General features: G+C 72.6%; 29 protein-coding genes. 2 read left to right on the top strand and 27 right to left on the bottom strand.

The window, feature by feature from the left end; all coding sequences use genetic code 11:
* Positions 1 to 137: 137 nt before the first annotated feature.
* From ABZ854_RS32715 to ABZ854_RS32785, 15 genes are all read right to left on the bottom strand, one after another.
* Entirely contained in the window at positions 138 to 551 is a 414-nt protein-coding gene (locus tag ABZ854_RS32715) for an NUDIX hydrolase (RefSeq protein WP_361218326.1), read from the bottom strand.
* Positions 552 to 573: 22 nt separating this feature from the next.
* Positions 574 to 756: a hypothetical protein gene (locus ABZ854_RS32720; RefSeq protein ID WP_361218329.1), complete on the bottom strand. Its 183-nt coding sequence runs from the start codon at positions 754 to 756 to the stop codon at positions 574 to 576.
* The gene (locus ABZ854_RS32725) at positions 753 to 1235 is read right to left on the bottom strand and encodes a hypothetical protein (protein WP_361218332.1); all 483 of its coding nucleotides are present in this window, start codon (positions 1233 to 1235) and stop codon (positions 753 to 755) included. Before ABZ854_RS32725 ends, ABZ854_RS32720 begins: the two co-directional genes overlap by 4 nt.
* On the bottom strand, positions 1232 to 1441 hold the full coding sequence (locus ABZ854_RS32730) for a hypothetical protein (RefSeq protein ID WP_361218335.1): 210 nt from the start codon (positions 1439 to 1441) through the stop codon (positions 1232 to 1234). Before ABZ854_RS32730 ends, ABZ854_RS32725 begins: the two co-directional genes overlap by 4 nt.
* Positions 1442 to 1462: 21 nt before the next feature.
* The gene (locus tag ABZ854_RS32735; protein WP_361218337.1) at positions 1463 to 1741 is read right to left on the bottom strand and encodes a hypothetical protein; all 279 of its coding nucleotides are present in this window, start codon (positions 1739 to 1741) and stop codon (positions 1463 to 1465) included.
* Positions 1738 to 2184 carry a hypothetical protein gene (locus tag ABZ854_RS32740; protein WP_361218340.1) on the bottom strand — a complete coding sequence of 149 codons (447 nt, stop codon included), beginning with the start codon at positions 2182 to 2184 and terminating at the stop codon, positions 1738 to 1740. The genes ABZ854_RS32735 and ABZ854_RS32740 overlap by 4 nt, the downstream gene beginning before the upstream one ends.
* Positions 2181 to 2858 carry a GGDEF domain-containing protein gene (locus tag ABZ854_RS32745; RefSeq protein WP_361218343.1) on the bottom strand — a complete coding sequence of 226 codons (678 nt, stop codon included), beginning with the start codon at positions 2856 to 2858 and terminating at the stop codon, positions 2181 to 2183. The genes ABZ854_RS32740 and ABZ854_RS32745 overlap by 4 nt, the downstream gene beginning before the upstream one ends.
* 90 nt (positions 2859 to 2948) lie before the next feature.
* Complete coding sequence (locus ABZ854_RS32750) at positions 2949 to 3251, bottom strand: hypothetical protein (protein ID WP_361218346.1); 303 nt, start codon at positions 3249 to 3251, stop codon at positions 2949 to 2951.
* A gap of 108 nt (positions 3252 to 3359) precedes the next feature.
* A complete protein-coding gene (locus ABZ854_RS32755) occupies positions 3360 to 4343 on the bottom strand; it encodes an ATP-binding protein (RefSeq protein ID WP_361218349.1) in 984 nt (327 codons plus the stop codon).
* Entirely contained in the window at positions 4340 to 4690 is a 351-nt protein-coding gene (locus ABZ854_RS32760) for a hypothetical protein (RefSeq protein WP_361218352.1), read from the bottom strand. The genes ABZ854_RS32755 and ABZ854_RS32760 overlap by 4 nt, the downstream gene beginning before the upstream one ends.
* Positions 4687 to 5196, bottom strand: coding sequence for a hypothetical protein (locus ABZ854_RS32765; protein WP_361218354.1), 510 nt, complete (start codon positions 5194 to 5196; stop codon positions 4687 to 4689). The genes ABZ854_RS32760 and ABZ854_RS32765 overlap by 4 nt, the downstream gene beginning before the upstream one ends.
* 121 nt (positions 5197 to 5317) lie before the next feature.
* Positions 5318 to 5782 (bottom strand): RRQRL motif-containing zinc-binding protein, encoded by a 465-nt coding sequence (locus tag ABZ854_RS32770; protein ID WP_361218357.1) that lies wholly within the window; start codon positions 5780 to 5782, stop codon positions 5318 to 5320.
* 187 nt (positions 5783 to 5969) lie between these two features.
* Complete coding sequence (locus ABZ854_RS32775; RefSeq protein ID WP_361218360.1) at positions 5970 to 6182, bottom strand: hypothetical protein; 213 nt, start codon at positions 6180 to 6182, stop codon at positions 5970 to 5972.
* Positions 6183 to 6300: 118 nt separating this feature from the next.
* Positions 6301 to 7080 (bottom strand): hypothetical protein, encoded by a 780-nt coding sequence (locus ABZ854_RS32780; RefSeq protein ID WP_361218363.1) that lies wholly within the window; start codon positions 7078 to 7080, stop codon positions 6301 to 6303.
* 42 nt (positions 7081 to 7122) lie between these two features.
* Complete coding sequence (locus ABZ854_RS32785; protein ID WP_361218365.1) at positions 7123 to 7614, bottom strand: hypothetical protein; 492 nt, start codon at positions 7612 to 7614, stop codon at positions 7123 to 7125.
* Positions 7615 to 7835: 221 nt separating this feature from the next.
* On the opposite strand from ABZ854_RS32785, the gene ABZ854_RS32790 reads away from it, so the two are divergent.
* Entirely contained in the window at positions 7836 to 7997 is a 162-nt protein-coding gene (locus ABZ854_RS32790) for a hypothetical protein (RefSeq protein ID WP_361218368.1), read from the top strand.
* Here ABZ854_RS32790 and ABZ854_RS32795 read toward each other — a convergent pair whose 3' ends face one another.
* From ABZ854_RS32795 to ABZ854_RS32850, 12 genes are all read right to left on the bottom strand, one after another.
* Positions 7998 to 8186 (bottom strand): hypothetical protein, encoded by a 189-nt coding sequence (locus ABZ854_RS32795; RefSeq protein ID WP_361218370.1) that lies wholly within the window; start codon positions 8184 to 8186, stop codon positions 7998 to 8000. It lies immediately after the preceding gene.
* 76 nt (positions 8187 to 8262) lie between these two features.
* Entirely contained in the window at positions 8263 to 10401 is a 2139-nt protein-coding gene (locus ABZ854_RS32800) for a chromosome segregation protein ParM (protein ID WP_361218373.1), read from the bottom strand.
* 86 nt (positions 10402 to 10487) lie between these two features.
* Positions 10488 to 10907 carry a conjugal transfer protein TraB gene (locus ABZ854_RS32805; RefSeq protein WP_361218375.1) on the bottom strand — a complete coding sequence of 140 codons (420 nt, stop codon included), beginning with the start codon at positions 10905 to 10907 and terminating at the stop codon, positions 10488 to 10490.
* Positions 10908 to 10929: 22 nt separating this feature from the next.
* Complete coding sequence (locus tag ABZ854_RS32810) at positions 10930 to 13128, bottom strand: ATP/GTP-binding protein (protein WP_361218378.1); 2199 nt, start codon at positions 13126 to 13128, stop codon at positions 10930 to 10932.
* Positions 13129 to 13258: 130 nt separating this feature from the next.
* On the bottom strand, positions 13259 to 13567 hold the full coding sequence (locus tag ABZ854_RS32815) for a hypothetical protein (RefSeq protein ID WP_361218380.1): 309 nt from the start codon (positions 13565 to 13567) through the stop codon (positions 13259 to 13261).
* Entirely contained in the window at positions 13564 to 14043 is a 480-nt protein-coding gene (locus ABZ854_RS32820; RefSeq protein ID WP_361218383.1) for a hypothetical protein, read from the bottom strand. Before ABZ854_RS32820 ends, ABZ854_RS32815 begins: the two co-directional genes overlap by 4 nt.
* A gap of 112 nt (positions 14044 to 14155) precedes the next feature.
* A complete protein-coding gene (locus tag ABZ854_RS32825) occupies positions 14156 to 16375 on the bottom strand; it encodes a hypothetical protein (RefSeq protein WP_361218386.1) in 2220 nt (739 codons plus the stop codon).
* Positions 16376 to 16434: 59 nt separating this feature from the next.
* Positions 16435 to 16803, bottom strand: a complete 369-nt coding sequence (locus ABZ854_RS32830) for a hypothetical protein (protein ID WP_361218389.1) — start codon at positions 16801 to 16803, stop codon at positions 16435 to 16437.
* A 127-nt stretch (positions 16804 to 16930) separates the two neighbouring features.
* Positions 16931 to 17107 (bottom strand): hypothetical protein, encoded by a 177-nt coding sequence (locus ABZ854_RS32835; RefSeq protein WP_361218391.1) that lies wholly within the window; start codon positions 17105 to 17107, stop codon positions 16931 to 16933.
* 95 nt (positions 17108 to 17202) lie between these two features.
* A complete protein-coding gene (locus ABZ854_RS32840; RefSeq protein ID WP_361218444.1) occupies positions 17203 to 17397 on the bottom strand; it encodes a DUF5999 family protein in 195 nt (64 codons plus the stop codon).
* Positions 17398 to 17682: 285 nt separating this feature from the next.
* Positions 17683 to 17940 carry a WhiB family transcriptional regulator gene (locus ABZ854_RS32845; protein WP_361218394.1) on the bottom strand — a complete coding sequence of 86 codons (258 nt, stop codon included), beginning with the start codon at positions 17938 to 17940 and terminating at the stop codon, positions 17683 to 17685.
* A 235-nt stretch (positions 17941 to 18175) separates the two neighbouring features.
* Positions 18176 to 18784 carry a hypothetical protein gene (locus tag ABZ854_RS32850; RefSeq protein ID WP_361218397.1) on the bottom strand — a complete coding sequence of 203 codons (609 nt, stop codon included), beginning with the start codon at positions 18782 to 18784 and terminating at the stop codon, positions 18176 to 18178.
* Positions 18785 to 19212: 428 nt separating this feature from the next.
* On the opposite strand from ABZ854_RS32850, the gene ABZ854_RS32855 reads away from it, so the two are divergent.
* Entirely contained in the window at positions 19213 to 20001 is a 789-nt protein-coding gene (locus ABZ854_RS32855; RefSeq protein ID WP_361218400.1) for a GntR family transcriptional regulator, read from the top strand.
* Positions 20002 to 20057 lie beyond the last annotated feature (56 nt).

Below are 20057 nucleotides of genomic sequence, written 5' to 3' on the forward strand. Positions count from 1 at the left end.
CCTCGCGTACTGCCTGGTCACCGAGGAGCTGGGCCGTGGCGACTCCTCGGTCCGCGGAATCGTGTGCGCCGCGCCCTGCCGGGAAGGGCGGGGCGCGGCGCGCGGGGGTGGGCCTACTGCGGGGTGGTGGTGACGGCTCAGGGGGCCGTGGCCGCGCGGAGGATGTCGGCGTGGTCGAACGCGAGTCGTTCCGGCAGGGCGTCCAGGGGCCACCAGCGGGCGGTGCGGGCGTCGTCCCCGGCGACGATCGGAGTGCCGGTGGGGACGATGGCGAGGTAGGCGTCGGTGCTGTACCTGCCTCGCGGATCGCGGCCCGGCTGGTCCCAGGTGCCGATCGCGCGCAGCTGGTCGGGGTCGACGGGCACCCCGGTCTCCTCCAGGAGTTCCCGGGCAGCCGCCTGGCGGCTGGTCTCCCCCTCGTCTTGGTGGCCACCCGGCAACGCCCAGGCGCCCTCGAACGGCGGCCAGCCGCGCTCAATCAGCAGGACGGTGCCGTCGGGGGTCAGGGCGACCACGTCGGCGGTGTAGCGGGTGGTTTCGGTCTCGGTCATGTGGACCTCTCGGTGAAGTGGATCAGCGGGTGGTGGTGTCGGTGACCACGAGGAACTGGTCGGTGCCGAGGTCCATGACGACGTGGGCCTCGGTGCCTTGGGCGCGCTGGGCGGCGGCGTATTCGTCGGCGGGCCAGGAGCCGCGGGGGTGGCCGGCGGGGAACGTCTCCAGGACGGTGCGCTGGGCGGGGAGCGTCGTGGTCATCGCGAGCCGCCTTCCTTGTAGGCGTCGATCAGGTCGCTGATCGCGTCGGGGCTGGCGGCCTCGCCGATCCACGTGCCGGACGCGGTGAACACCGGGACCTGGTCGCGGTCGGCGTCGAAGACGGCCACGTAGTTGCCCCAGCGCTCCAGCACGAGGTCGAAGGGCATGAACGCCGGAGCGGCCTCGAGGACCTCCAGCCCGACGACGGTGAAGCGGGCCGGGTCGTCGGGCGCGTTGGGCGGGGTGACGGTGCCGGTGACGCGCAGCAGGTCGCCGCGCTGGATCTCGCTCAGCAGGACGTCGGCGAGGGCGGAGTCGGCGGTGGTGCAGGCGTACACGGTGTCGGGGGTGTCGGGCGCGAGGGTGTCCGCGTCGGCGGGGGAGTGGATCAGGTCGAACGTCGCGGTGCCCCGGTCGCGGCCGGGGGCCGGGATCGCGTCGACGTAGCCGTCTATGGCGAGGTGCGTCTGGGGGTTCATCGGCTGGCCTCCGCCAGGGTGTTGGGGGAGCGAGGGGTGCGGGGTCGGGTCGGGCGCTTCTGCGCGAGCACCAGGAGCTCGCGGTTGCGCCGCTGCTGTTCGGTGGTGAGCGGCCGGGCCTTCGCGCCGTCGCGGTGCCACAGCGGCGAGGCCGGCGGCTCCGGGTAGGCGAGGGCGTGGTCGACGTGGTGGTCGGTGCTGCTCATGGGGTCCTCCGACGGGAGGGTTCAGGCGTGGGTGGCGCGCTTGGTGCTCTTGGGCTGGGTGTCGGAGGCGAACCGGCCGAGGCGGGCCTCGGTGGGGTTCGCGGCGATCCAGTCCTCTGCGCACGCCTTGTGGACGGGCTCCCCGGCGTGGGAGCGCATCGGCGTGGGCTGGTCGCACAGCGCGCAGGGGCGGTCCTGCCAGTGGTCGAAGTGCTGGCTGTCGCGCCATTCCAGGAGCGCGCCGGGAGCCGGGATGAGGCCCGGCTCGAACGGCGGCTTCTTCTTGCCCCGGGTGGTCATGGCCGGAGGTCGGGCAGCTGCTGGAGGACTTGGGCGACCAGGTCCTCGCCGGGCTTCCAGGGCCCGAGCTGCCCGCGGGCGGGGACCGGCAGGGCGAGCTCCTGGACGTCGGCGAGCTCCAGGTGCCACTGGCCGGGCTCCGACCAGGACCCGCAGGGCGGGGCCCCGGCCGGGTCCTGGTGGCAGCCGGTCAGCCGGGCGACGCCGATCACGGCACCGGTCGGCAGGTCGCGGCCGCGGATCGCGCGGGCGACCAGCGGCATGCGCAGGGCGTGCCGGTCGGTCTGGAGACTGGCGTGCAGCAGGAGCCAGCCGCGCCAGGACCAGGGTTGCGGGCGGTTCTCGATCGGCTTGGCCCCGGCGGCGATGGCGGTGGCCCACGGCTGCCGGATGCTGATGCCGCGGATCCAGTCGCCCGCCGGCGGAAGGGTGGCGGTGCTCATGCCGCTCGCCCCCACACGGCCGTACCCGGGCGTCCGACCCTGCGCCCGTTGATGGACGGGACCGTGACGTGCGCGGGGGTGGCGAGGTGGGCGCGGCCGGAGTGCTTGCCGTCGTACAGCGCGGCATCGGCGGCCCTCTGCAGGGCGGTCAGGTCGCGGGAGCCGACCAGGGCCGGGGCCGCGGCGCCGACCGAGGCGGCGACGTCGACGGTCCGGCCGTCGTCCAGGGTGACCGGCGTGTGCAGCATCCGCACCAGCTGCTCCAGGCGCTGCGTACGGCGGTCGGCGGCGAGCTCCAGGACCACGGCGAACTCATCGCCTCCGAGCCTGCCCACGGCAGCGCGCGGGCCCGCCCACGCGGCGAGGCGGGCCCCGAACGCGGCGAGGACGGTGTCGCCCGCCTCGTGGCCCATGCCGTCGTTGATCTGCTTGAAGTGGTCGGCGTCGACCATGACCACGGTCACCTTGTCTCCGTGGCGGGCCAGGAGCCGGCGGGCACGGGCGGTGTAGGCGTCGCGGCGCAGCAACCCGGTCAACGGGTCGCGGCGGGTCGCGGCGAGCTGCCTGTGCAGGGTGACCGCGTGGACCGCCCAGCCGGTCAACGGCACGGCGGCGGTCGTCAGGAAGAGGGTGCGCTGGCCGATCCGGCCCTGAACGCGCAGGAAGGACGACATACTTGGGTTCTCCGTCTCGTCTCGTACGGGATGGATGGGCCCGGGGCAGCCGACGAAGCCGCCAAGCAGAGCGGCTGTCCCGGGGCGGAGCTACAGCGCGAAGTCGCTGCGGGTCGTCCAGCTGACGGGGTTGTGCCAGAGGCCGGCCGTCGCGGCGGGCCACTCCATCTGCCAGCCGGGCCGAAGCCCGCGCGCTCCCCAGCTGTCCGGCTGCTTGCCGGGGATCTCGAGTCCGGCCTGCTGCGCGGCGAGCGCGGCGTCGTACACCTCGTGGGCGCGGCGCAGAGCCGCGGCGGGGGAGTCAGCGACGCCGGTGAAGACGTGCACGCCGCGCCGGGCCGGGTCGGTGTTGTCGTGTATCGGGACGTCAACCTCGTAGATGCGCAGGTACATGACGCCCAGCTCCTCTCTGTGCTCGGTGGTGAGGGACCACCGCGACCGCCCCGGCCTCCGTGGTGCTGGAGGCCGGGGCGGCACGGAGCGCCCGTCACACCGCGTGGATCACGCGACCGCGTCCGCGTACTGCGCTTCCAGGTCGGCGCGGCCCTCGGGGTCGTCGTCCTGGAGGGCGTGGTCGTCGCCCTCCTGGTCGACGTCGTCGGCGCCGCCGTGGACGGTGCAGACGATGTCCGGGGCGCTGTCCATCGCACCGGTCAGCGCCTTGTGCAGGTCGGTGACCGAGTAGGCCGGCGCCCACGCCTGCCCGGCGCACTCCGGGTCGGCGGGGCAGGGGAGCGCCACGTCGAAGCCGAAGTCGCCCTCGCCGTCGACGTCGTCGCGGAACGCCAGGGTGAGCAGCTGCCGCCCGAGGCGGATCTCCGCGACGCGGTCCCGGCCGGTCACCAGGTCCGAGCACGGCCGCCATCGCCACAGCGGCAGGATCTCCGGGCCGAAGAAGCGGCGGGCCAGCCACAGGTCGCCCAGGCCGTCGCTGCCGTCGCGCCCGAGATCGGCCTCCCGCGTCTGGGAGAGCCGCCCGAGGAACGGCTCCAGGCGGTCCAAGGTGTCGGCGAAGACGACCGTGTTGAAGCCTTCGGCCGCGAGGCGCTGGTGGGAGTGGACCATGGCCTGGTGCTGGGAGCGGACTACGTCCTCGGGCACGCGGCGGTTGGCCGGGCGCGGCCCCTGCCGTTCCAGGCAGACGGGCAGCGGCGTGGCGACGACGACCGCAGCGGTCGGCATGCCGTGCCGCTTGGCGGCCTCCACGAGTTCCGCCCTCACGGGCTGGTCCAGGTTGGTGGCGTCGATGACCGTGTTGAGGCGGCGGGCCATCCGGCGCTCCAGGATCAGCTTGAGGACGTCGGCGGCGTCACCGGTCGCGCCTTGGTCGCCGGGGTCGTCGCTGACCGTGCCGCGCAGGCCGTCGAGGGAGAGGACCTGGGAGGCCGGCCAGGTGCGGGCCAGCGTCGACTTGCCCGCGCCAGAAGCGCCGATCAACACCACGAGCCCGTTCTCGGGCAGGTCGGGGAACAGCACCGAGGTCATTCGGGGTCTCCTTGCGGGTCGAGGGAGCGGGCAGCCCAGTTCAGGCGCTGCCCGGCGTTATCGGTGAGGAGCCCGGCGGCCTCGTGCAGGGGGCAGGAGGCGTCGCCGTCGCGGTCGGGCTCGATCTGCTCCGCCCGCCGCGCGGCAACGGTGAGCAGCTGCGCGAGGGTGGGGAAGAGGCCGCCAGGGTGGTCGACGTCCTCCTGGAGCTCGCGCAGGATCGCGGCGAGCTCCTGGCCGTCGACGTCGTCGGCGCTCAGGTCGTCCTCGATCTGTTGGAGGGCGAGCTGGGCGATGCCGACCGAGGCGCGCACCCGCTCAAGGCGGGTGCGGGGGCGACCGGTCACCGGCTGGTGGCCTTGGTGGTGGCGACCAGCGCGGCGACGGTCTCCCAGCCGTGGTGCCATGCGGAGTCCAACTGGAACGCCCCGTTGATGCCGAAGTCGGCGAGCTTGTAGAAGCCGCCCTTGCCGGTCTTGGTGGCGATCCGCTCCAGCAGGCCCTTGCCGGGAACCCTGCGGTCCGCGGCGTAGTGGGTGCCGAAAGAGATGGCGAGCGCGGCCGCGGCGGCGGCCGGGTGGACCCGGATGCCGAGCACGCGGGCGCCGGCCCCGGCGACGATCGCCTGCGTGGCCGTATAGGTCAGGCAGTGGTGCAGGCACGCGGAGCGGCCGTCGGCCGTGCCGTGGCTGGTCTCCTGTTCGGTGACCGGGTCCTTGAAGGTGACCGGGTGCTCGTCGGAGGCTCCCTTCACCCGGGCGCAGAAGTCGTTCTGGACCCAGAAATCACCGATCGCGCTCCCGGCGCGGGTCAGTCCGAGCAGGGCGGCGAAGACTGCGGGGCGATGCGTCATGCTGGGGTTCTCCTGATCTCGATACGGGTGAAGGGGACGGGCGGCCGGCCTTTTGCCGGTGCTGCGGCCGCCCGGGTTGTGCGGGCCCCGTCCTGGCCTGTTCGGTCGGGACGGGGCCGGTTCACGCGGCCAGCCGGTGAACGGCCAGGGCCGGGAGGGTCATGAGGCTGCTGGGGTCCACCGGGGTGCCGTCGAAGCACTCGATGCAACAGCCGAGCTTCTTGGAGAGGCAGAAGTAGAACCGCCGCCCGCAGTCGCCGCAGGTCTGGCGTGCTGCCATCGCGCGGTCCAGGGCCCACTCCTGAGCGAGCGTCGGCACGCGCTTGGGCACCGCCAGGTCAACGCGGAGCAGGAAGCCGCGCGTCGGGTGACGGCAGGACCAGTTCGGCCGGGTCGCGCAGAGCTTGCAGCGCAGGATCGCGACCGGCCCTTTGTTGCGGCCGGGGCTCAGGTTCATGGACCGCAGATCCCTGCGCGTTGCGAGCCCGGCCGGGACAGCGCCGCGGTCGTACTCGGGCAGCGTCGCCTTCTCGCGCGGCACCCGGGTCGCCTCGCGGCGGCGGCGCCTGACGCGGCGGCGCGGCATCACCTGCTCCAGGTGCCGGGCAGCCGGTCGGGGCGGTGCGGGTAGCGGGGGCCGGGACGCTGCGGGCGGGGCCGGCCGATGCGGCGGCGCGGGCGGGGGATGAGCACGTTCGGTTCCTCCAGAGGTCGGTGCACAGCGCCGCACCCCGCCGACAGCAGCGTCGGCGGGGTGCGGCGGGTGTGACGGATCAGGCGGGCGTGTGCGTGCGGTGCGCGCCGGGCGTGGTCGGGGCCGGCGTGGTGTGGCTCGGGCGCGGGTGCTGTGGCTGGGGGTCGGCGCCGTGCAGGTTCGTGCCGATCAGATAGCCGATCAGCAGTCCGAGCACGCCGTAGACCTTGTGCCGGTTCGCCCGCCACCAGGTGGGCGGGGTCGGCTCCGTCAGCACGCCTATGACGGCCACGTGTTCTCCATTCGGTCGGGGACAGAGGGTGGTGGTGCGTGAGGCCGGTCGGCCTGTCCGGTCCTCGCCCGGCCCCGCGGTGGCGGGGAGGGCGAGGACCAGGCGGAGCGACCGGGGGTCAGCGCTGGAGCGGGTGGACGTTGTCGGGTTCGTCGCCGAAGCCGTCGCCCGCCGGGGCGGGGAGGGTGGCGTGGATGTGGAGCGCGGGGCTGAACTGGTACTGCGGCGGGTGGTTGTGGACGATGGGCCGCAGGCTCAGCCCGCGCAGGGCGAAGATGCTGGCCAGGGCCCACATGAGGGCGGCCAGCCCGGTGGCGGCGGCGCGCCCTCCCGCCGGGGCGGTGGACCAGATCATGGCGAGGGTTCCGAGGCCGAACAGCACCCAGGCGATGCGGGCCCCGGCGTTGCCGAGGAACCCGCCGACCAGGCCGAGCAGGCCGGTCAGCTGCCAGAACGCGTACAGGGCGGCCGGGGCGACGGCCAGGTGCGCGGCCTGGTCGGCGAGGAAGATTCGGACGGGGTGGTCGACCGTGCCCCACAGGCCGTTGCCGTCGCCGCTGCTGGTGGCCGGGACGGCGGACAGGCCCTTGAGGGCGGCGTCGGCGATGTCGCCGGCCGTGTCCAGCATCAGCACGATGAGGCTGAGCCCGCCGATCAGCGCGGCCGCCTTGATCCAGTTGGCGACCTCGTGCCAGCTGACGTGCCGGGCCTGGGAAATCTCGTCCCACCGCTCGTAGAGGAAGCCGTCCTCCCACGACTCCTTCCACGCGGCGCGCAGCCCGGCGAAGCGCTTGGGGCGGGGCCAGTCCTTCGCGTCAGGCTGCGGGGGCAGCTGGTTGAGGAGGTCGAGGAAGGACGGGTTGTCCTGGCCGTTGACGGGCTTGTCGTTGTGGGTCATGGCGTGACTGCTCCTTCGTCCGCAGGGCGGTGGTGGGGTGGTTCAGCGGATGTCGTTGCGGGTGCGGGCGAAGAACGCGCCGCGCGTGGTGCTGTTGTTGTGGATCTCGGTGTGGTGGGTGACCGGACCCTCGAAGACGTTCTTGGTGACGGCCGCGCGGGCCTTGCTGATCGCGCCGCCGATGGCGGTGGCGGCCATGGCCAGGCCCGCGAACGGCAGGGTGACCATGAGGACCCCGGCGAGGCTGACGGAGGCCAGGCCCTGGAGCACGAGCCAGGCCCCGCAGCCGATGCCGGTGATCCCGGCGCCGACGCCGATGGAGGCCACCGCGATCCCGGCCGCCCAGGCCGGGACGATCCGCCTGTCCTCCTGCTTCACGGGCGGGGTGGGGCCGAAGGCCGGCGGCTCGGTCTCGTCGCGGAACGAGGTGGGGTGCTGGCGTACGGGCTGGGCCGCCCAGGCGTCGATCAGGCGTCGGGCTTCGGCGGCGGCCTCGGACTCGGGCATGCCGTGCTGGGTGTGCAGGGGGTCCATGGGGTGTTCTCCGATCACGCGGAAGGGGAGCGCCCTCGCGGCCGTGGTGGCCGGGAGGGCGCGTGGGGGAGGGGCGCGCGACGTCGAAGGGCGTCGCCGGAGCGTGTCCGGCGGCGCCCTTCGGCGTTGCGTAGCAGGGGAGTTGAGGCTGGCGGGTGGGTAGGCACCGCCTGCGTGCTGCGGGCATCCTCGGACCCACAGGCGTCAGGGGAGGGGTTGGGGTGGAGTTCGTCTTCCAGTGCGGGTGGTGCGATGGGGACAACTTCTTCGTGGGCAGGCAGGTCGGCTTCTGGGTCGACAAGTGGGAGGTGCCCTCGGAGTGGTACTGCCGCTTCTGCGACGGGCTCAACTACACGCCGGACCCGCCGTGGGAAGAGGCGTAGTCAGAAGCTGGAGATCAGTCCGGCGAACGAGGCGAGGCCGTTGTTGATGGCCGGGGCCATGCCGGTCGCGGCGAGGGTGAAGCCGAACAGGGCGCAGATCAGCGCGGAGCCGATACGGACGTAGCCGCCCTTGACCAGGACGACGACGATGATGCCCAGCAGCACGGCGGCGGAGATGGACAGGGCCACGGTGGTGGTGCTCCTTCAGGTCGGGTCGGGGCCGGCCGTGCTCGGGCAGGCCGGCCCTGGGGATGGGTGGGTGTGATCAGGCGTCGGTGAGGCTCTTGATGGCCTCCAGCGCCTTGCGGGCCGAGACGACCTCCGTCGAGCGGCGACTGCCGCCCTTGGAGCCGCGGCCGCCGCCGCCCTTGCCGCCTCCGCCGCCGCGACGGCGCGAGCCGCCGTCGTCGCCGTCGTCCTCTTCGGGCTCGGGCCAGAACTCGCCGGGCCGTACGGGCTCGTTCCAGTCGAACCACAGGCCGCGCTTCTCCAGCTCGCTGATCTCGTGGTCGGTGAGCCGGTTGACGTCGTCGGGGAACAGGGCGGCGAGGTTGGTGTCGAAGTCCGCGTAGAGCGAGCGCATGAGGACCGCACGGCCGTTGTCCATGACCATGATGGCGACGCCGCCGGTGGACACGCCGTTCTCCGGGTCGGCCTCGCCGCGCATGGCCCGCTCGATCGCGGAACCCTCCTGCTGGGCGTAGCGGGCCGGGATGGTCGGCACGTCGTAGGCGTTCTCCATCGTGCCCTCCGCCGCCTTGCGGGTGGCACCCGGCGAGCCCATGTTGAAGATGGTCGGCCGGCTGTTCTGCCGCAGGTTGTCCTTCATCTCCGTGGAGAACCCGTTGTGCGCGAACGGCGACTGCCCGGCCGGGTTGAAGCCGATCCCGTACTTCAGGCCGGTGACGGTGAGGTCGTCGCCGTCGGTCTGGATGAACTCGCCGAACTGGGCGTCCTGCGCCGCGGTCATGAACTCGTCCGCGAACACGTTCAGCTGCCGGTAGGGGCAGCGGGCGTCGCCCGGCTTGTAGTCGTGCGGCTGGCCGTCGTGCGGCCAGGGCATCTCCGCGCGGATCTCGCACAGCGCCTTCGCCGCGCGCAGCGAGCGGGCCATCCACAGGGCGTTGGAGCCCTGCCGGTCGATGTACTTGCCCAGCGTGGAGGTCTTCTCGTCCTTGCGGACGGTGGAGAGCCACACGACCTGACCGGCGAGGGACATGGCGGCCATGTCGATCGCGAAGAACTGCGTCTTGCCGGACCGGGACACCCCGAGGATCAGGCCGTGCCGGGCGGCGTTCTTGTCGTGCTGGAACACCATGTTCTTCACCGGCTGGCCGGTGATGGTGTACCCGCACACGTACATGCCCTTGGCGTCCGGGGTGAGCAGCTCCCGGGTGGCGGGGAAGATCGCGGACAGCGGGGGCTTGTCGAAGGCGCTGATGAGGAACTCGATGCCATCGATGAGGACGAACACGCAGGAGTCGTCCTCGGGCAGCTTCAGGCCGCGGCAGACCTTGGCCAGGTCGATGCGCGGGCTGGTGGTGGCGTCGGCCATCTTCGCCCGGTAGAAGGTGACGCCCCGGACGTCGTCGCGGGTCTTGTGGACCAGCTCGGAGCCGGGGGCGCCGCCCTTGGGGGAGCCGACCTTGTCCGTCCAGCGCTCCTGGTCGGTCGGCTTGGCCCGGCGCCGCTGGTTGGCGTCGGGGGTGATGTGGGCCTCCATCCAGCCGGGGCCGCCCTGGCGGCCGGGCTGGATGGCGACCTCCGCCAGGACGACGTCGCCGGAGTGCACGGCGAACGGTGCGGCGACCGCGGCCTCGGTGAGGCCGGTGATCGGCCGTCCGGTCTCCGAGGCGCGCAGCAGGATCGTCATGTCGTGCTGCTGGCCGGGGTGGCGGGTGGCCTTGACGATGTGCGTGCGGCCGGGCATCCCGGCCTGCTCCCACAGCATCCGCGCGTCGCGGGTGAGCAGGTCGGCTCCGTCGTCGACGACGACCGGCTCCTCGAGGACCTCGGCGGGCGCCGGCTGCGGGGCCGGGGCGGCGAGCGCGGGGCGGTGACGGCGGCGGGTGTGCCGGGAGAAGGGCATCACCAGGTAGCCGGCCGCCGCCCAGGTGGCGGCGAGCAGGCCGTCCATCCAGTACGGGCCGAAGCCGGTGGTGGTCTTGGCGGTGACGTCGATGGCGGCGGCCAGGACCAGCGGCGACCAGCGCAGGATCTTGCGTCCGGCGCCGTGCTCGTCGCTCTTGGCGGCGAGGAACCAGCCGCCGATCCCGGCCGCGCCGGCGAGCTGCACGACCTGGTTGACGGGGCTGTCGGGGTACAGGTTCGGGGCCACGGCCAGCACAGGCGCGGCGAGGGTGTAGGCGAGGCGCTCCAGCGCGACGCTGCGCGGCGTGGTCACCGGGTTCTCCTTCGCGGAACAGCCGCGGGCGGCCCCGCAGCAGATCGCGGGGCCGCCCGTAGCGGGGGTGGGTGGGGGAGTGGGGGTCAGCGGTTGAAGAAGCCCGGCCGGGGCGTCTTCTCGCGCCGGTTGGAGCGGATGTCGTCCAGCGCGCCGTAGAGCTTGGAGTGGGTGCGCCGAGTCTCGTGGGTGAGGTCGGCGGTCTCCTGCGCGGTCTCGTACAGCTTCTTGACCTGCACCCCGGCGCCCCCGAGGGCGACACCGACGTTGCTGGTCAGCTCCACGAAGCGCGGGTCGAGTTCGGCGTTGTCGACGTCGCGGGCCGCGTCCTCGGCACGCTTGGCGTTCTTGCGGATGCTGCGCACGAGCTCCTCCAGGCCGAGCCCGGCGTCGTCGAGCGCGCGCCCGAGGGCGTCGAGCTTGGCCTGGACGGCCTTGTAGCGGTTGTCGCCGTCGGCGACGGCGGGTGCCGCGCCGCCGGGGCGGGGTGCGAGTTCGCTGCTCATCAGCGTGTTCCCTCCCTGCTTTCTAGTCATGGTGGGCGGCGGCCGACACGTACTTGAGGCCCGCGTCTTCCTTGGCAGCCATGTCCTGGCCGTACACGCGGGCGACCATCGCAGCGGCGAGCTTGGCGGCCTCCAGGGCCAGCCCGCACTCGGTCGCGCACCGCTCCGCCTGCTGCTTCATGCGGGCCGCGGAGTCGGCCAGGTCCGAGATCAGCTCGGTGACCTCGGTGGTGACGTTGTGGTCGCCGACCAGGTCGGTGGCCATGTCCCGCAGGGCGTCGGCCACCTTGTCCAGAGCCTCCGCGAGGGCTTCGGCCCGCTCCTGGTCGGAGGCGGCCTGGATGGCGATGTTCGCCATCTCCATCAGGTAGTCGTCGAACGTGATGTCCGTGCGGTGCTGGGCACCCAGGCCGCCCGCGCCGGACGGCCTGCTGACCTCCGAGCTGCTCACGCTGCCCCCTTCCGTGGTGGTCGGCCGGCTGGTGCCGGGCCGTGCGGTGTGCTTCTCCGGCGCGGGCGGCAGGCCCCGCACGCCGGTCGTCAGGGCCCCGGGCGCGTCAGGGACGATGTCGGCGTCGACGATGTCGTCCTCGCGCGGCGGGGCGGCCTTGGGCGGGCGAGTCTCGTGCTCGGGCCACTCCACCGTCGGGGTGGAGTCCTCCTCGCCGAACGGGCTGTCCGCCGTGCGGCCGCGCCGACCGGCACGGCCCGTACGACCGCGTCCCGTCCGGCCGGTGCGCCCGGTGCGACGGGAACGTCCGCGCCGTCCGGCCCGGCCGGTGGCCCCGGTGCGCCGGCGCCTAAACCGACGCCGCTTCTTCCCGCCGTCGGACGCCCCGTCACCGGCCGCAGAGTCCTTGCCCGGCTCAGCGCCCGCCGTGCCGTCCTTCGCGGCGCCGGAGGCACCCTCGGGACCGTCCTTGGCGGTCTTGGCGTCCTTGCCGTCGGTGCCCTTGGCCTTGGAGTCCTTGTCCTTGGTCAGGTTCACCTTCTCGGTGCCAGCCGCCTTCGCCTCCTTGGCCTCCTGCGCGGCCTTCGCGTCGGCGCGGCGCTGGTCGAAGCGGCGCTGGGCTTCCTCACCGATCGCCTTGCCCAGCGTGGTGCGGCCCGAGCTGGCCGACGCCGCGGCTTCCCGCTTCGCCTTCCGCGCCGCGTCCCGCTCCTGCCGACGGGCCCGGCGGTCCTCCCACGCCTGCTGCTTGTGCGCGCGGCCCTGGTCGCGGTCCTTGGAGCGGTCCGCGATCCCGGCGGCGTGACCGGCGCTGCGCCGCTCCTGCCGCCCGGCCTGGCGGACCCCGGCGCGCTCCTGGCGGCCGCGGGCCCGCTCGGCACGGGCGCCGCCGGACGGTCGACCGGCCCGGTCGTCCTTCGCGCCGCCGCCGCGCCCGGAGCTGCCAGAGCCCGTCTGGGAGCCTTTCGACCCCCCGGACGGACCGCTGCGCCCGGAACCGGCCGAACGGCCGCCAGAGCCCGACTGGGGGCCCTTCGCGCCGCCCTTGCCGCCACCGGCCCCGGACCCCGAACGGTTGCCGGAGCTACCCGAGTTGGAGCCGCGCGAACCGCCGCCGGACCCCTTCGGCCCGGCACCCGAGTTGGTGCGGGACGGCCCGCTGCCGCCACCGCCGCGCGAGGACCCACCCCCGCCGCCGGCCTTCGAGCGGCCCTTGTCCGCACCCAGCCCGGCGGAGGACGACTTCGTACGGTCGGCATCCGCCTTTCCGCGCGCCGCCGCCTTGTCGCCCTTCGCCTTCATCATCGCGGCGTGGAGCTTTCCGTTCTGCTCCATCATCGCGACTTCCTGCGCGGTGCGTCCCTCCAGCAGCGCCGCCTTCCGTGCTATTTCAGCCTCACGGAAAGGCGCTTCGCTTTCCTGGTTGTACCGCGCCATTTCCAGGCGGAATTCCAACCAGTCACCGAGGCGGTCAGCGAGAGAGCGCGGCTGCTCGTATTCGCCTTCCTCGTATTCGCCCTCTTCTTCATCGGCTTCCGGTGCGGCAATTCCTTCGGAACGCAGCGCCGTGGCCGGGTTGGGAGCGGCCGGGATCGCGGGGATTTCCATCGTGGTCTCCTCCGGACTCTCCGGGGGAGCCGCCGGAATGTCTTCCGGCGGCGGAATGGTGTCGATGAAATCCGGGATCGGCGGCAGCGTGTAGGTGGAATCACCGCTCCACGGACCGTGGACCAGGGTTCCGCCGCCGGTGTCGTCGGACTCGTCGGACACGGGGCACCTCCCCTCCTGGGGGCTTGACAGACAGTGGGGTCTCGTGTGCACGCGCGTGCACGTGCACGTGTGCACGCTTTACGCGCGCGAGGCCCCGCCGGAGCCCGGCGGGGCCTTCGTGGGATGTCGCTCAGCTACGCGGGCCGTGCTGCCTCAGGACGGTGTCCGCGTACTGCATGAGGTGGTCGAACAACCGCGGGTCGCCCGCCTGCCGCTTCTCCAGGACCAGCTTGAAGAGGCGGCAGACCAGCGTGAAAGCGGTGACGACATCATCGCGTCCCGCTTTCACGTCCCGGCTGATTTCGGTTCGAGTAACGCGGAGCCAGAATTCCATCCGGCCGATTTCCCCGCGACTTTCGATCGCCTTGCGCTCTTCCTCTCGAAGCCAGCCGATCCGCCCTTGGATCGAGCGTTCCGTACTGCTGAGGGGGCGCGTCACGCCGACTCCCTCTTACCGAGGTCGTAAATCGACGTGGGACCACCATAGCCGGAATTCTGGTTCTGCGCACCCTGCGGGGGCGGCGGGGGCGCGGCCTGGAGCGTCGGCGGGTTCTTCTTCCGCTGCCTTTCGATCTCCCTTTCCTTCCGGTCCTTCGCCGTATTCACGACGGTTTCGTCGTGGGCGCGGCGCTTATAGGCGCTCTTTTCCAGGCCCTCGGTCAGGTTGTTCAGGTTCCTGAGCACGCCCCCGAGGGCCTTTTCGACGGGCATCGCGCGCAGCCGGGCGTGGTACCAGCGGTCGCCCTCCACGTTCGTCCCGCGCAGGTGCACGCGGGTCTCCAGCGCGAGGGTCTCCAGGTTCTTGCCGATGTCCAGCAGGACCCGCTGAACGTCGGCCAGGTACCGGGCGGTTGCCTCCGGGCTCTGCGCCACGTCGCGCAGGGGGGAGTAGTTCGGGTCGTTGCTGCTGTTCACGGCGGGTTTCCTCCTGCTGTACTTGGGGGGCTGTGGACTGCTTCCGGCAGTCGCAGCGAGGGCCAGCCCGCTTCCTTCGGGCTGGCCCTCACTGGTGTGTGCCGGACTTGGATCAGGCGAGGTGCTTGTCCGCGTCCTCGGGGCGCAGCAGGCCGGCCTTGGAGAGCAGGCGCACCGCGCGGTCGTTGTTGACGGAGAGCTTGGTGCGGGCCTGGTAGAGCGTCACGAACCCGTCCTCGGTGCGGGGCAGGTTCTGTACGAGCGGCAGGAGCTCCTCATCGGTCCGTACAGGCGTACCAGGACGCTCCCCGCCCGCCGTACTGCCCGTTCCGGTTGCGCCGGAGGATGCGGTGCCCGTACCTGTACGGGCACCCGGAACACCGTCTGCTCCGGGCTGTGTACGGACGCTGATGGTGTGGTTGCGTCCCTGTACGGCCGCGCTGGCCGTCCCGGTACGCCCCGTGGTCGCCGTCCCTGTACGCGCCGCCCCCTCAGGGGTGGTGTGTACGCCGTATGTACGGTCGCTGTACGCCCTGGTCACCGCCGCTTCGGTGCCGCCGTCGTGCGGCGGGTGCGAGGCGGGGCGTACAGGGTCCGTACCGTCCCATCCAGCGCCCGATCCGTCCGAGCGAACCGCGTTGTGCGCGGCGTACAGGTCGTGGTTCGCGCCCTCTGTACGGCCGGACGACTCGGTGTCCGTCGCGTCGGGACGCCGGTGCGTACCTGTACGGGCAGTCATTCCGTTTCCGCCCTCCGTACCGGTACGGCCGCCGTCCGCGGTCTTGCTGCCGTGGCCGTCCGTACCGTCGTCGTGCATGAGGGTGTGGACGCGCCAGATGACCGCCACGAAGATCAGCACCACGAACGTCGTCAGCGGCCAGGGAGCCGACTGCCCCTCCTTGACGATGTGCGCCTGCTCGGACAGGTGGTAGGTCACGTTCGCCGACGCCATCAGCAGCAGCGCGTAGGGGATGTCCTTCTTGGCCCGGAACGCGGTGACGCAGTAGACGTCGATCGAGACCGGCAGCAACGGGGCGACGTAGGTGTTGATGCCGACCATGCGGGCCAGCTCGTACTCGCCGGAGGCGGCAAGCCCGACGCCGGCGGCAAGCGCGATCCACGGCGCGGCCTTCCACGCCTTGCGGCTGATGCCCTGCTGCCAGCCGTTCCAGCGGGACGCGGCCTTCTTCGCCTCGCGGGCTTCCTCCAGCAGCCGGCGGGCGCGGGACTCGTCGGCCGCGGCGCGGTCGGTGACGGCCTTCGCCTTGCGCTCCGCCTCCGTGGTGATGCGGTCGGCCTCCTTCTGGGCGGCCTCGCGCAGCTGCACCGCAACGGTCCTGGCCTCATCCCGCAGCCGCTCGCGCTGCTTGTCGCACGCGGCCTTGAGCCCGGCGAGCTCGTCGGCGAGGGCCTTGCGCTTGGTGGCGGCCTCCGCGTCGAACTGGTCGGTGAGCGCGCGGAGCTTCGTCCGCAGTTCGGTGCGGGCTGCCTCCGCCTCGGTGTGCGCGGCCGCGACCTTCTCGTCGGCCTCGCGGCGCCGGTCGTCGGCGGCCTTGACCGCGTCCGCGTACAGCGCCTCCGCCTCCGCGCGGCGGCCGTCGTACTGGTCGGCCGCCGTCGCCGCGAGAGCGGCGAACCGCTCGCGGGCCTGATCGACCTCCCGCTGCGCGGCGGCGACCAGGTCGTCGGCCTGCTCCTGAGCGCGGGCCAGGATCTGGCCGGCCTCGGTGCGGCGCGCCTCGACCAGCGTGCTGATCTCGGTGAGGTCCGCCTCCGCCAGGCGGCGCAGCTCGGTAACCGCCTTGCCGGTCGCTTCGCGGTCGGTGGCGGCCATCTCGGTGAGGTCGGCGACCTGCGCGCGGGCCTCCCCCACCAGGGTGTTGGCACGCTCGCGGGCCTGGACCAGGAGCCGGTCGGCCTCGCCGCGCGCCGCCTCCAGGTCGACCTTGGCGGCCTCGCGCTGGGCGGTGGCCTCCTGGTCGGCGTCGGCGGTGATACCCGCGGCGCGGGTCTGCGCCTCGGACATCAGCACGGTGACCTGCTCGTGCGTGGCGGCGACGGTACGGGCGGCCGCCGTCTCCGCTTCGGCCTGGAGGTCGGCGGCCTGCTCGCGCGCGAGGTCGATGACGTCGGCGGCCCGGTCCCGGGCGTCGGCGACGCGGGCCAGCGCCTCGAGGTCGACGACCTCCGCCTCCGGCTCCGTGTCCGTCGTCGTAGCCGGGACCGGGGCGACGTCGGGGGTGGGGGAGGCGGTGGGCTTCGGAGCGGTACGGGTCGCCGCCGGCTTCTTGCGGGTGGGGGTCCTCTTGCGGGCGGTTCGTGTGGCGGCCACGCCGCCTCCTTCCAGGTCGGGTGCCGCCCTGGCGGGGGCGGCGGTTCACGGGGGTTCGATCAGGCGTGCGGGGCGGGCAGCGTGCGCGCGAGGTGCTGGCGCAGCCAGGCGACGGCGGCCGGGGACATCGCCCCGGTGTCCGGCTCGCTCAGCGGCGCGGTGTCGATGTCGTGCATCGCGTCGGCCGCGGGGAGCGGGCGCATGTAGTCGGGGTCGATTCCGGCGCGGTAGCTGAGGCTGCCGAGCTCGGTCAGGTCGTAGAGGACCCGGCCGGTGTCGACGTGCCGCCAGGAGCGCTCCACCCGGCCGACGAAGGTGTGCTCCGGCTTGCCGAGCCAGAACCGCTCGACGTTGCGGAACAGGACGATGTCGCCCTTGGTGTAGAGCGTCTGCGTCGAAACAACCGGGGTGGGTGACTGCGGGGCCACGGCATCTCCTCTTCACGAACACCGGCGCTGGCCGGCGCGACCGGGCTGTCCGGCTCCCCGTCACCGCCCGCTCCGGCCGCCGGGGTGCGGCGGCCGGAGCGGGCAGATCAGGCAACTGGCAGTCCGTTCATCGCGAGTCGGTGGTGACCTCGTCGCGGGTCGGGAAGTTGCGGCGTCCGTCGTCCATGCGGACGGTGAGGTGGCCGCCGGTGTGGACCTCCTCGACGGTTCCCTGGGCTCCGGCCTGGTGCCGGGTGCCGAGGGCCTCGATGTCGGTGGTGAGCGTGACGCGATCTCCGCGCATGGCCATCCCTTCGCGGTCCGGACTGTCCGGCTCCCAGTCACCGCCCGTCCCGGCCGCCGGGGTGCGGCGGTCGGTGCGGGCGGATCAGGCAGCCGTCAGGCCGTGGCCGCGGCGAGGGGGCGGTGCGGGGCGATGATCTGGCCGTCGGGCAGCAGCTCGCCGGTGTCGTCGAAGAGCAGCAGGGCGTTGCACAGCAGGCTCCAGCCCTGTTCCGGGTGGGCCGCCACGACCTGCGCGGCCTCGCGGTCCGGGCTGGCGGCCGTCGGGCACTTCGGGGTGTGCGTGCACAGCGAGTCCGGCAGCGTGGTGCCGGTCGGCGCGGTGTCGAGCGGGGTGCTGGTACGCATGGGCTCTCCTGCGGGGGTGCGGGCCCGAGACTCTCCCGGGCTGGAGGCGTGCGAAAGGCCGGCCGCCCGTGGTGCGGGCGACCGACCTGGTGGAACATCGCCGTGCGGGACAGGAGTTGGGATTCCGTCCTGCCGTGCGGGCCGCTCAGCCGTGAGCGCGGCGGCCGAAGTCGTGGTCCTGGTTGGTTCGACGGAGGGCGTCGTCCAGGCGCTTCTGGTCGTCGTCGCTCACGCCGACACCTGCCGCGCCCGGTTGCGGGCGGCGCGGCGCTTCATCGCCCGCCGCTCGTCCTCGGACAGCCCGCCCCAGACGCCGCCGTCCTCGCCGGACTCCAGCGCCCACTGGAGGCAGTGCTCCATGACCGGGCAGCGGCGGCAGACGGCCTTGGCTTCCTCGATCTGCAGGAGCGCCGGGCCGGTGTTGCCGATGGGGAAGAACAGCTCAGGGTCCTCTTCGCGGCAGACCGCGTTGTGTCGCCAGTCCATGCCGATCACTTCCCCTGCCGGGCGCGGCGCAGGGCCTCGTCCATGATCGGGTCGGAGTCGCCATCGTTCCGTGCGATGCTGGGCTGCATCAGGTCCTCCACATAGGTCCTGGACAGCCCCGGAGGGTCTCAAGTCACCGGGGCTGTCGTGCTGTTCAGGCTGTCGTACGAGCAGCCAAGGCCCCGGCCTCCCCTCTGTGGGGTGGCCGGGGCCTTGGTCGTTCGTCCGGAGCGGGTCAGCTCGCGCGGCGCCTGGGGTGCAGCGGCTCGAGGGGGACCGCCGGCGCACCGAGCGGCGCGTCACCGGTGGGCAGCTGCGCGCGGCGGGTGTCGGCGTCGCGTACCGCGGACTCGGTCGCCGCCCATCCCCTCTTCCGCAGCAGCCACATCGGCCGGTCGTCGCCGCGCTCGTCGTCCGTCGGCGCCTGCTTCTGCGCGGCGATCTGGCTGACGGCCGGGGTGACGGCGACCTTCGGCTTGCGCCGCACGGTGGTCTTGCGGCGGTGGCCGGTCTCCGCGTGACCGTCCTCCAGGCGCTCCGCCCACTTCCGGACCGTGACGTTGACCGTGACCAGGCGGTTGCTGCCCAGGCGGCAGCGGACGGCGGCGTCCTTGTTCGCGAGGCCGGTGTCGTGCGGCACGACCTTGGTCGTCTTTGTCCCGAGGCCGGTGATCGGCACCCACGTCTCGCAGTCGGGGCAGATCAGCGAGGCGCAGGCGGGGCGCAGGTCGTACTGGTGCGGCTTGAGGGTGGAGAGGGCCAGCGCCGGACGGGCGTTGACGGTGCGGGAGCGGGTCCGGCTCCGGCGGGGGCGGGCGGTGCGCTCAACTGTGGGAGCAGACATCCGAACTCCTCAGGGCAGGAGGGGCAGGGGGTGCGTCGCGGTGCCTTCTCTGCCCTCCGGGCCGCTCGGCACGAGGCCGGCGTCCCGCAGGACAGACAGCGCACTGCGCTGCGACATGCACACAGGTGTCGCGGCCGTCAGGCTCCGGAGGAGTTCGATGGTGCTCTCGCGCCCTCGGATTCCCAGCGAGCTGGGGAGGACTACTCCGGCCGCCCCGGAGGGCGGACGACTACTGCGGTGGTGCTGAGCTGCGTAACCCCTGCTCAGCAGAGCGTTAGGGCTATCGCTATCGCCTAGTAGAGACCATGCCGACCTACCGAGTCAATAGCGATAGCTCTATTCGTGTCGACCGGTTGTGCTGGCGCATCGCTGACTGATAGAGCTAGCCCTAGAATCAGATCCGCACAGCACTCCGGAAGGTGGCTCCGATGCCCGTCTCGTATCGCGACATTGCAGCTGACCTGCGACAGCAGATCAGCGAGGGGCGATACCTGCCGGGCGACAAGCTCCCGATGCTGACGGAGCTCCAGGCGCAGTACGGGGCTGGCTACCAGACGGTGCGAAGCGCCATCGCTCTCTTGGAGCAAGAGGGCCTTGTCGTGGCGGTCCGTCGCAGAGGCACCATCGTGCGCGAGCGTCCGGAGAAGAAGCGCATCACGCGTTCGCGCCAGGTCTTCCGGGATGAGATCGGCTACTTCTTCGACCCGACAGCGCAGCCTTGGGTGGCACTGGAACCGCCCACCGTGCGCTGGGGCATCGTCCCGGTCGACCTCGCCGCGCTGATGGGTCTCAGCACCGGAGCCGAAGTGCTGGTTCGGGACCGAATCATGGGCGATCCGGAGACTCGGAAGGCGAAGCAGTTGGCGACCAGCTACCTGCCGGCGGATCTCGCCCGCGGCACCCAGCTCGCCGAAGCCGACACGGGATCCGGCGGGATCTACGACCGCCTGGAGGAGATGGGCCACCGCCCTCTGCGCTGGAGCGAGGGGGTGTCGGCTCGCATGCCTTCCCCCGAGGAAGCCGAAGCGCTGAATCTGCCCGCTGACGTCGGTGTCCCCCTGCTGCGCGTCGTGCGCCTGACGATGGCCCCGAGCGGTGAGGTTCTCGAACTCAACGACACTCGGATGAGTGCTGAGGAGTTCGAGATCGGCTACAGCATCCGACGGCATTCCAGCGCGCGCCTCTCGGATGTGGACGACGACGAAGACGAGCACTGAGCACCACCTCCCTGACCGAACTCGACTGTGTGCAGTTCGGTTCTAAGCCCGGGGGA

It is taken from the genome of Streptomyces sp. NPDC047028 (genome assembly GCF_040644095.1).
Classification (GTDB): domain Bacteria; phylum Actinomycetota; class Actinomycetes; order Streptomycetales; family Streptomycetaceae; genus Streptomyces.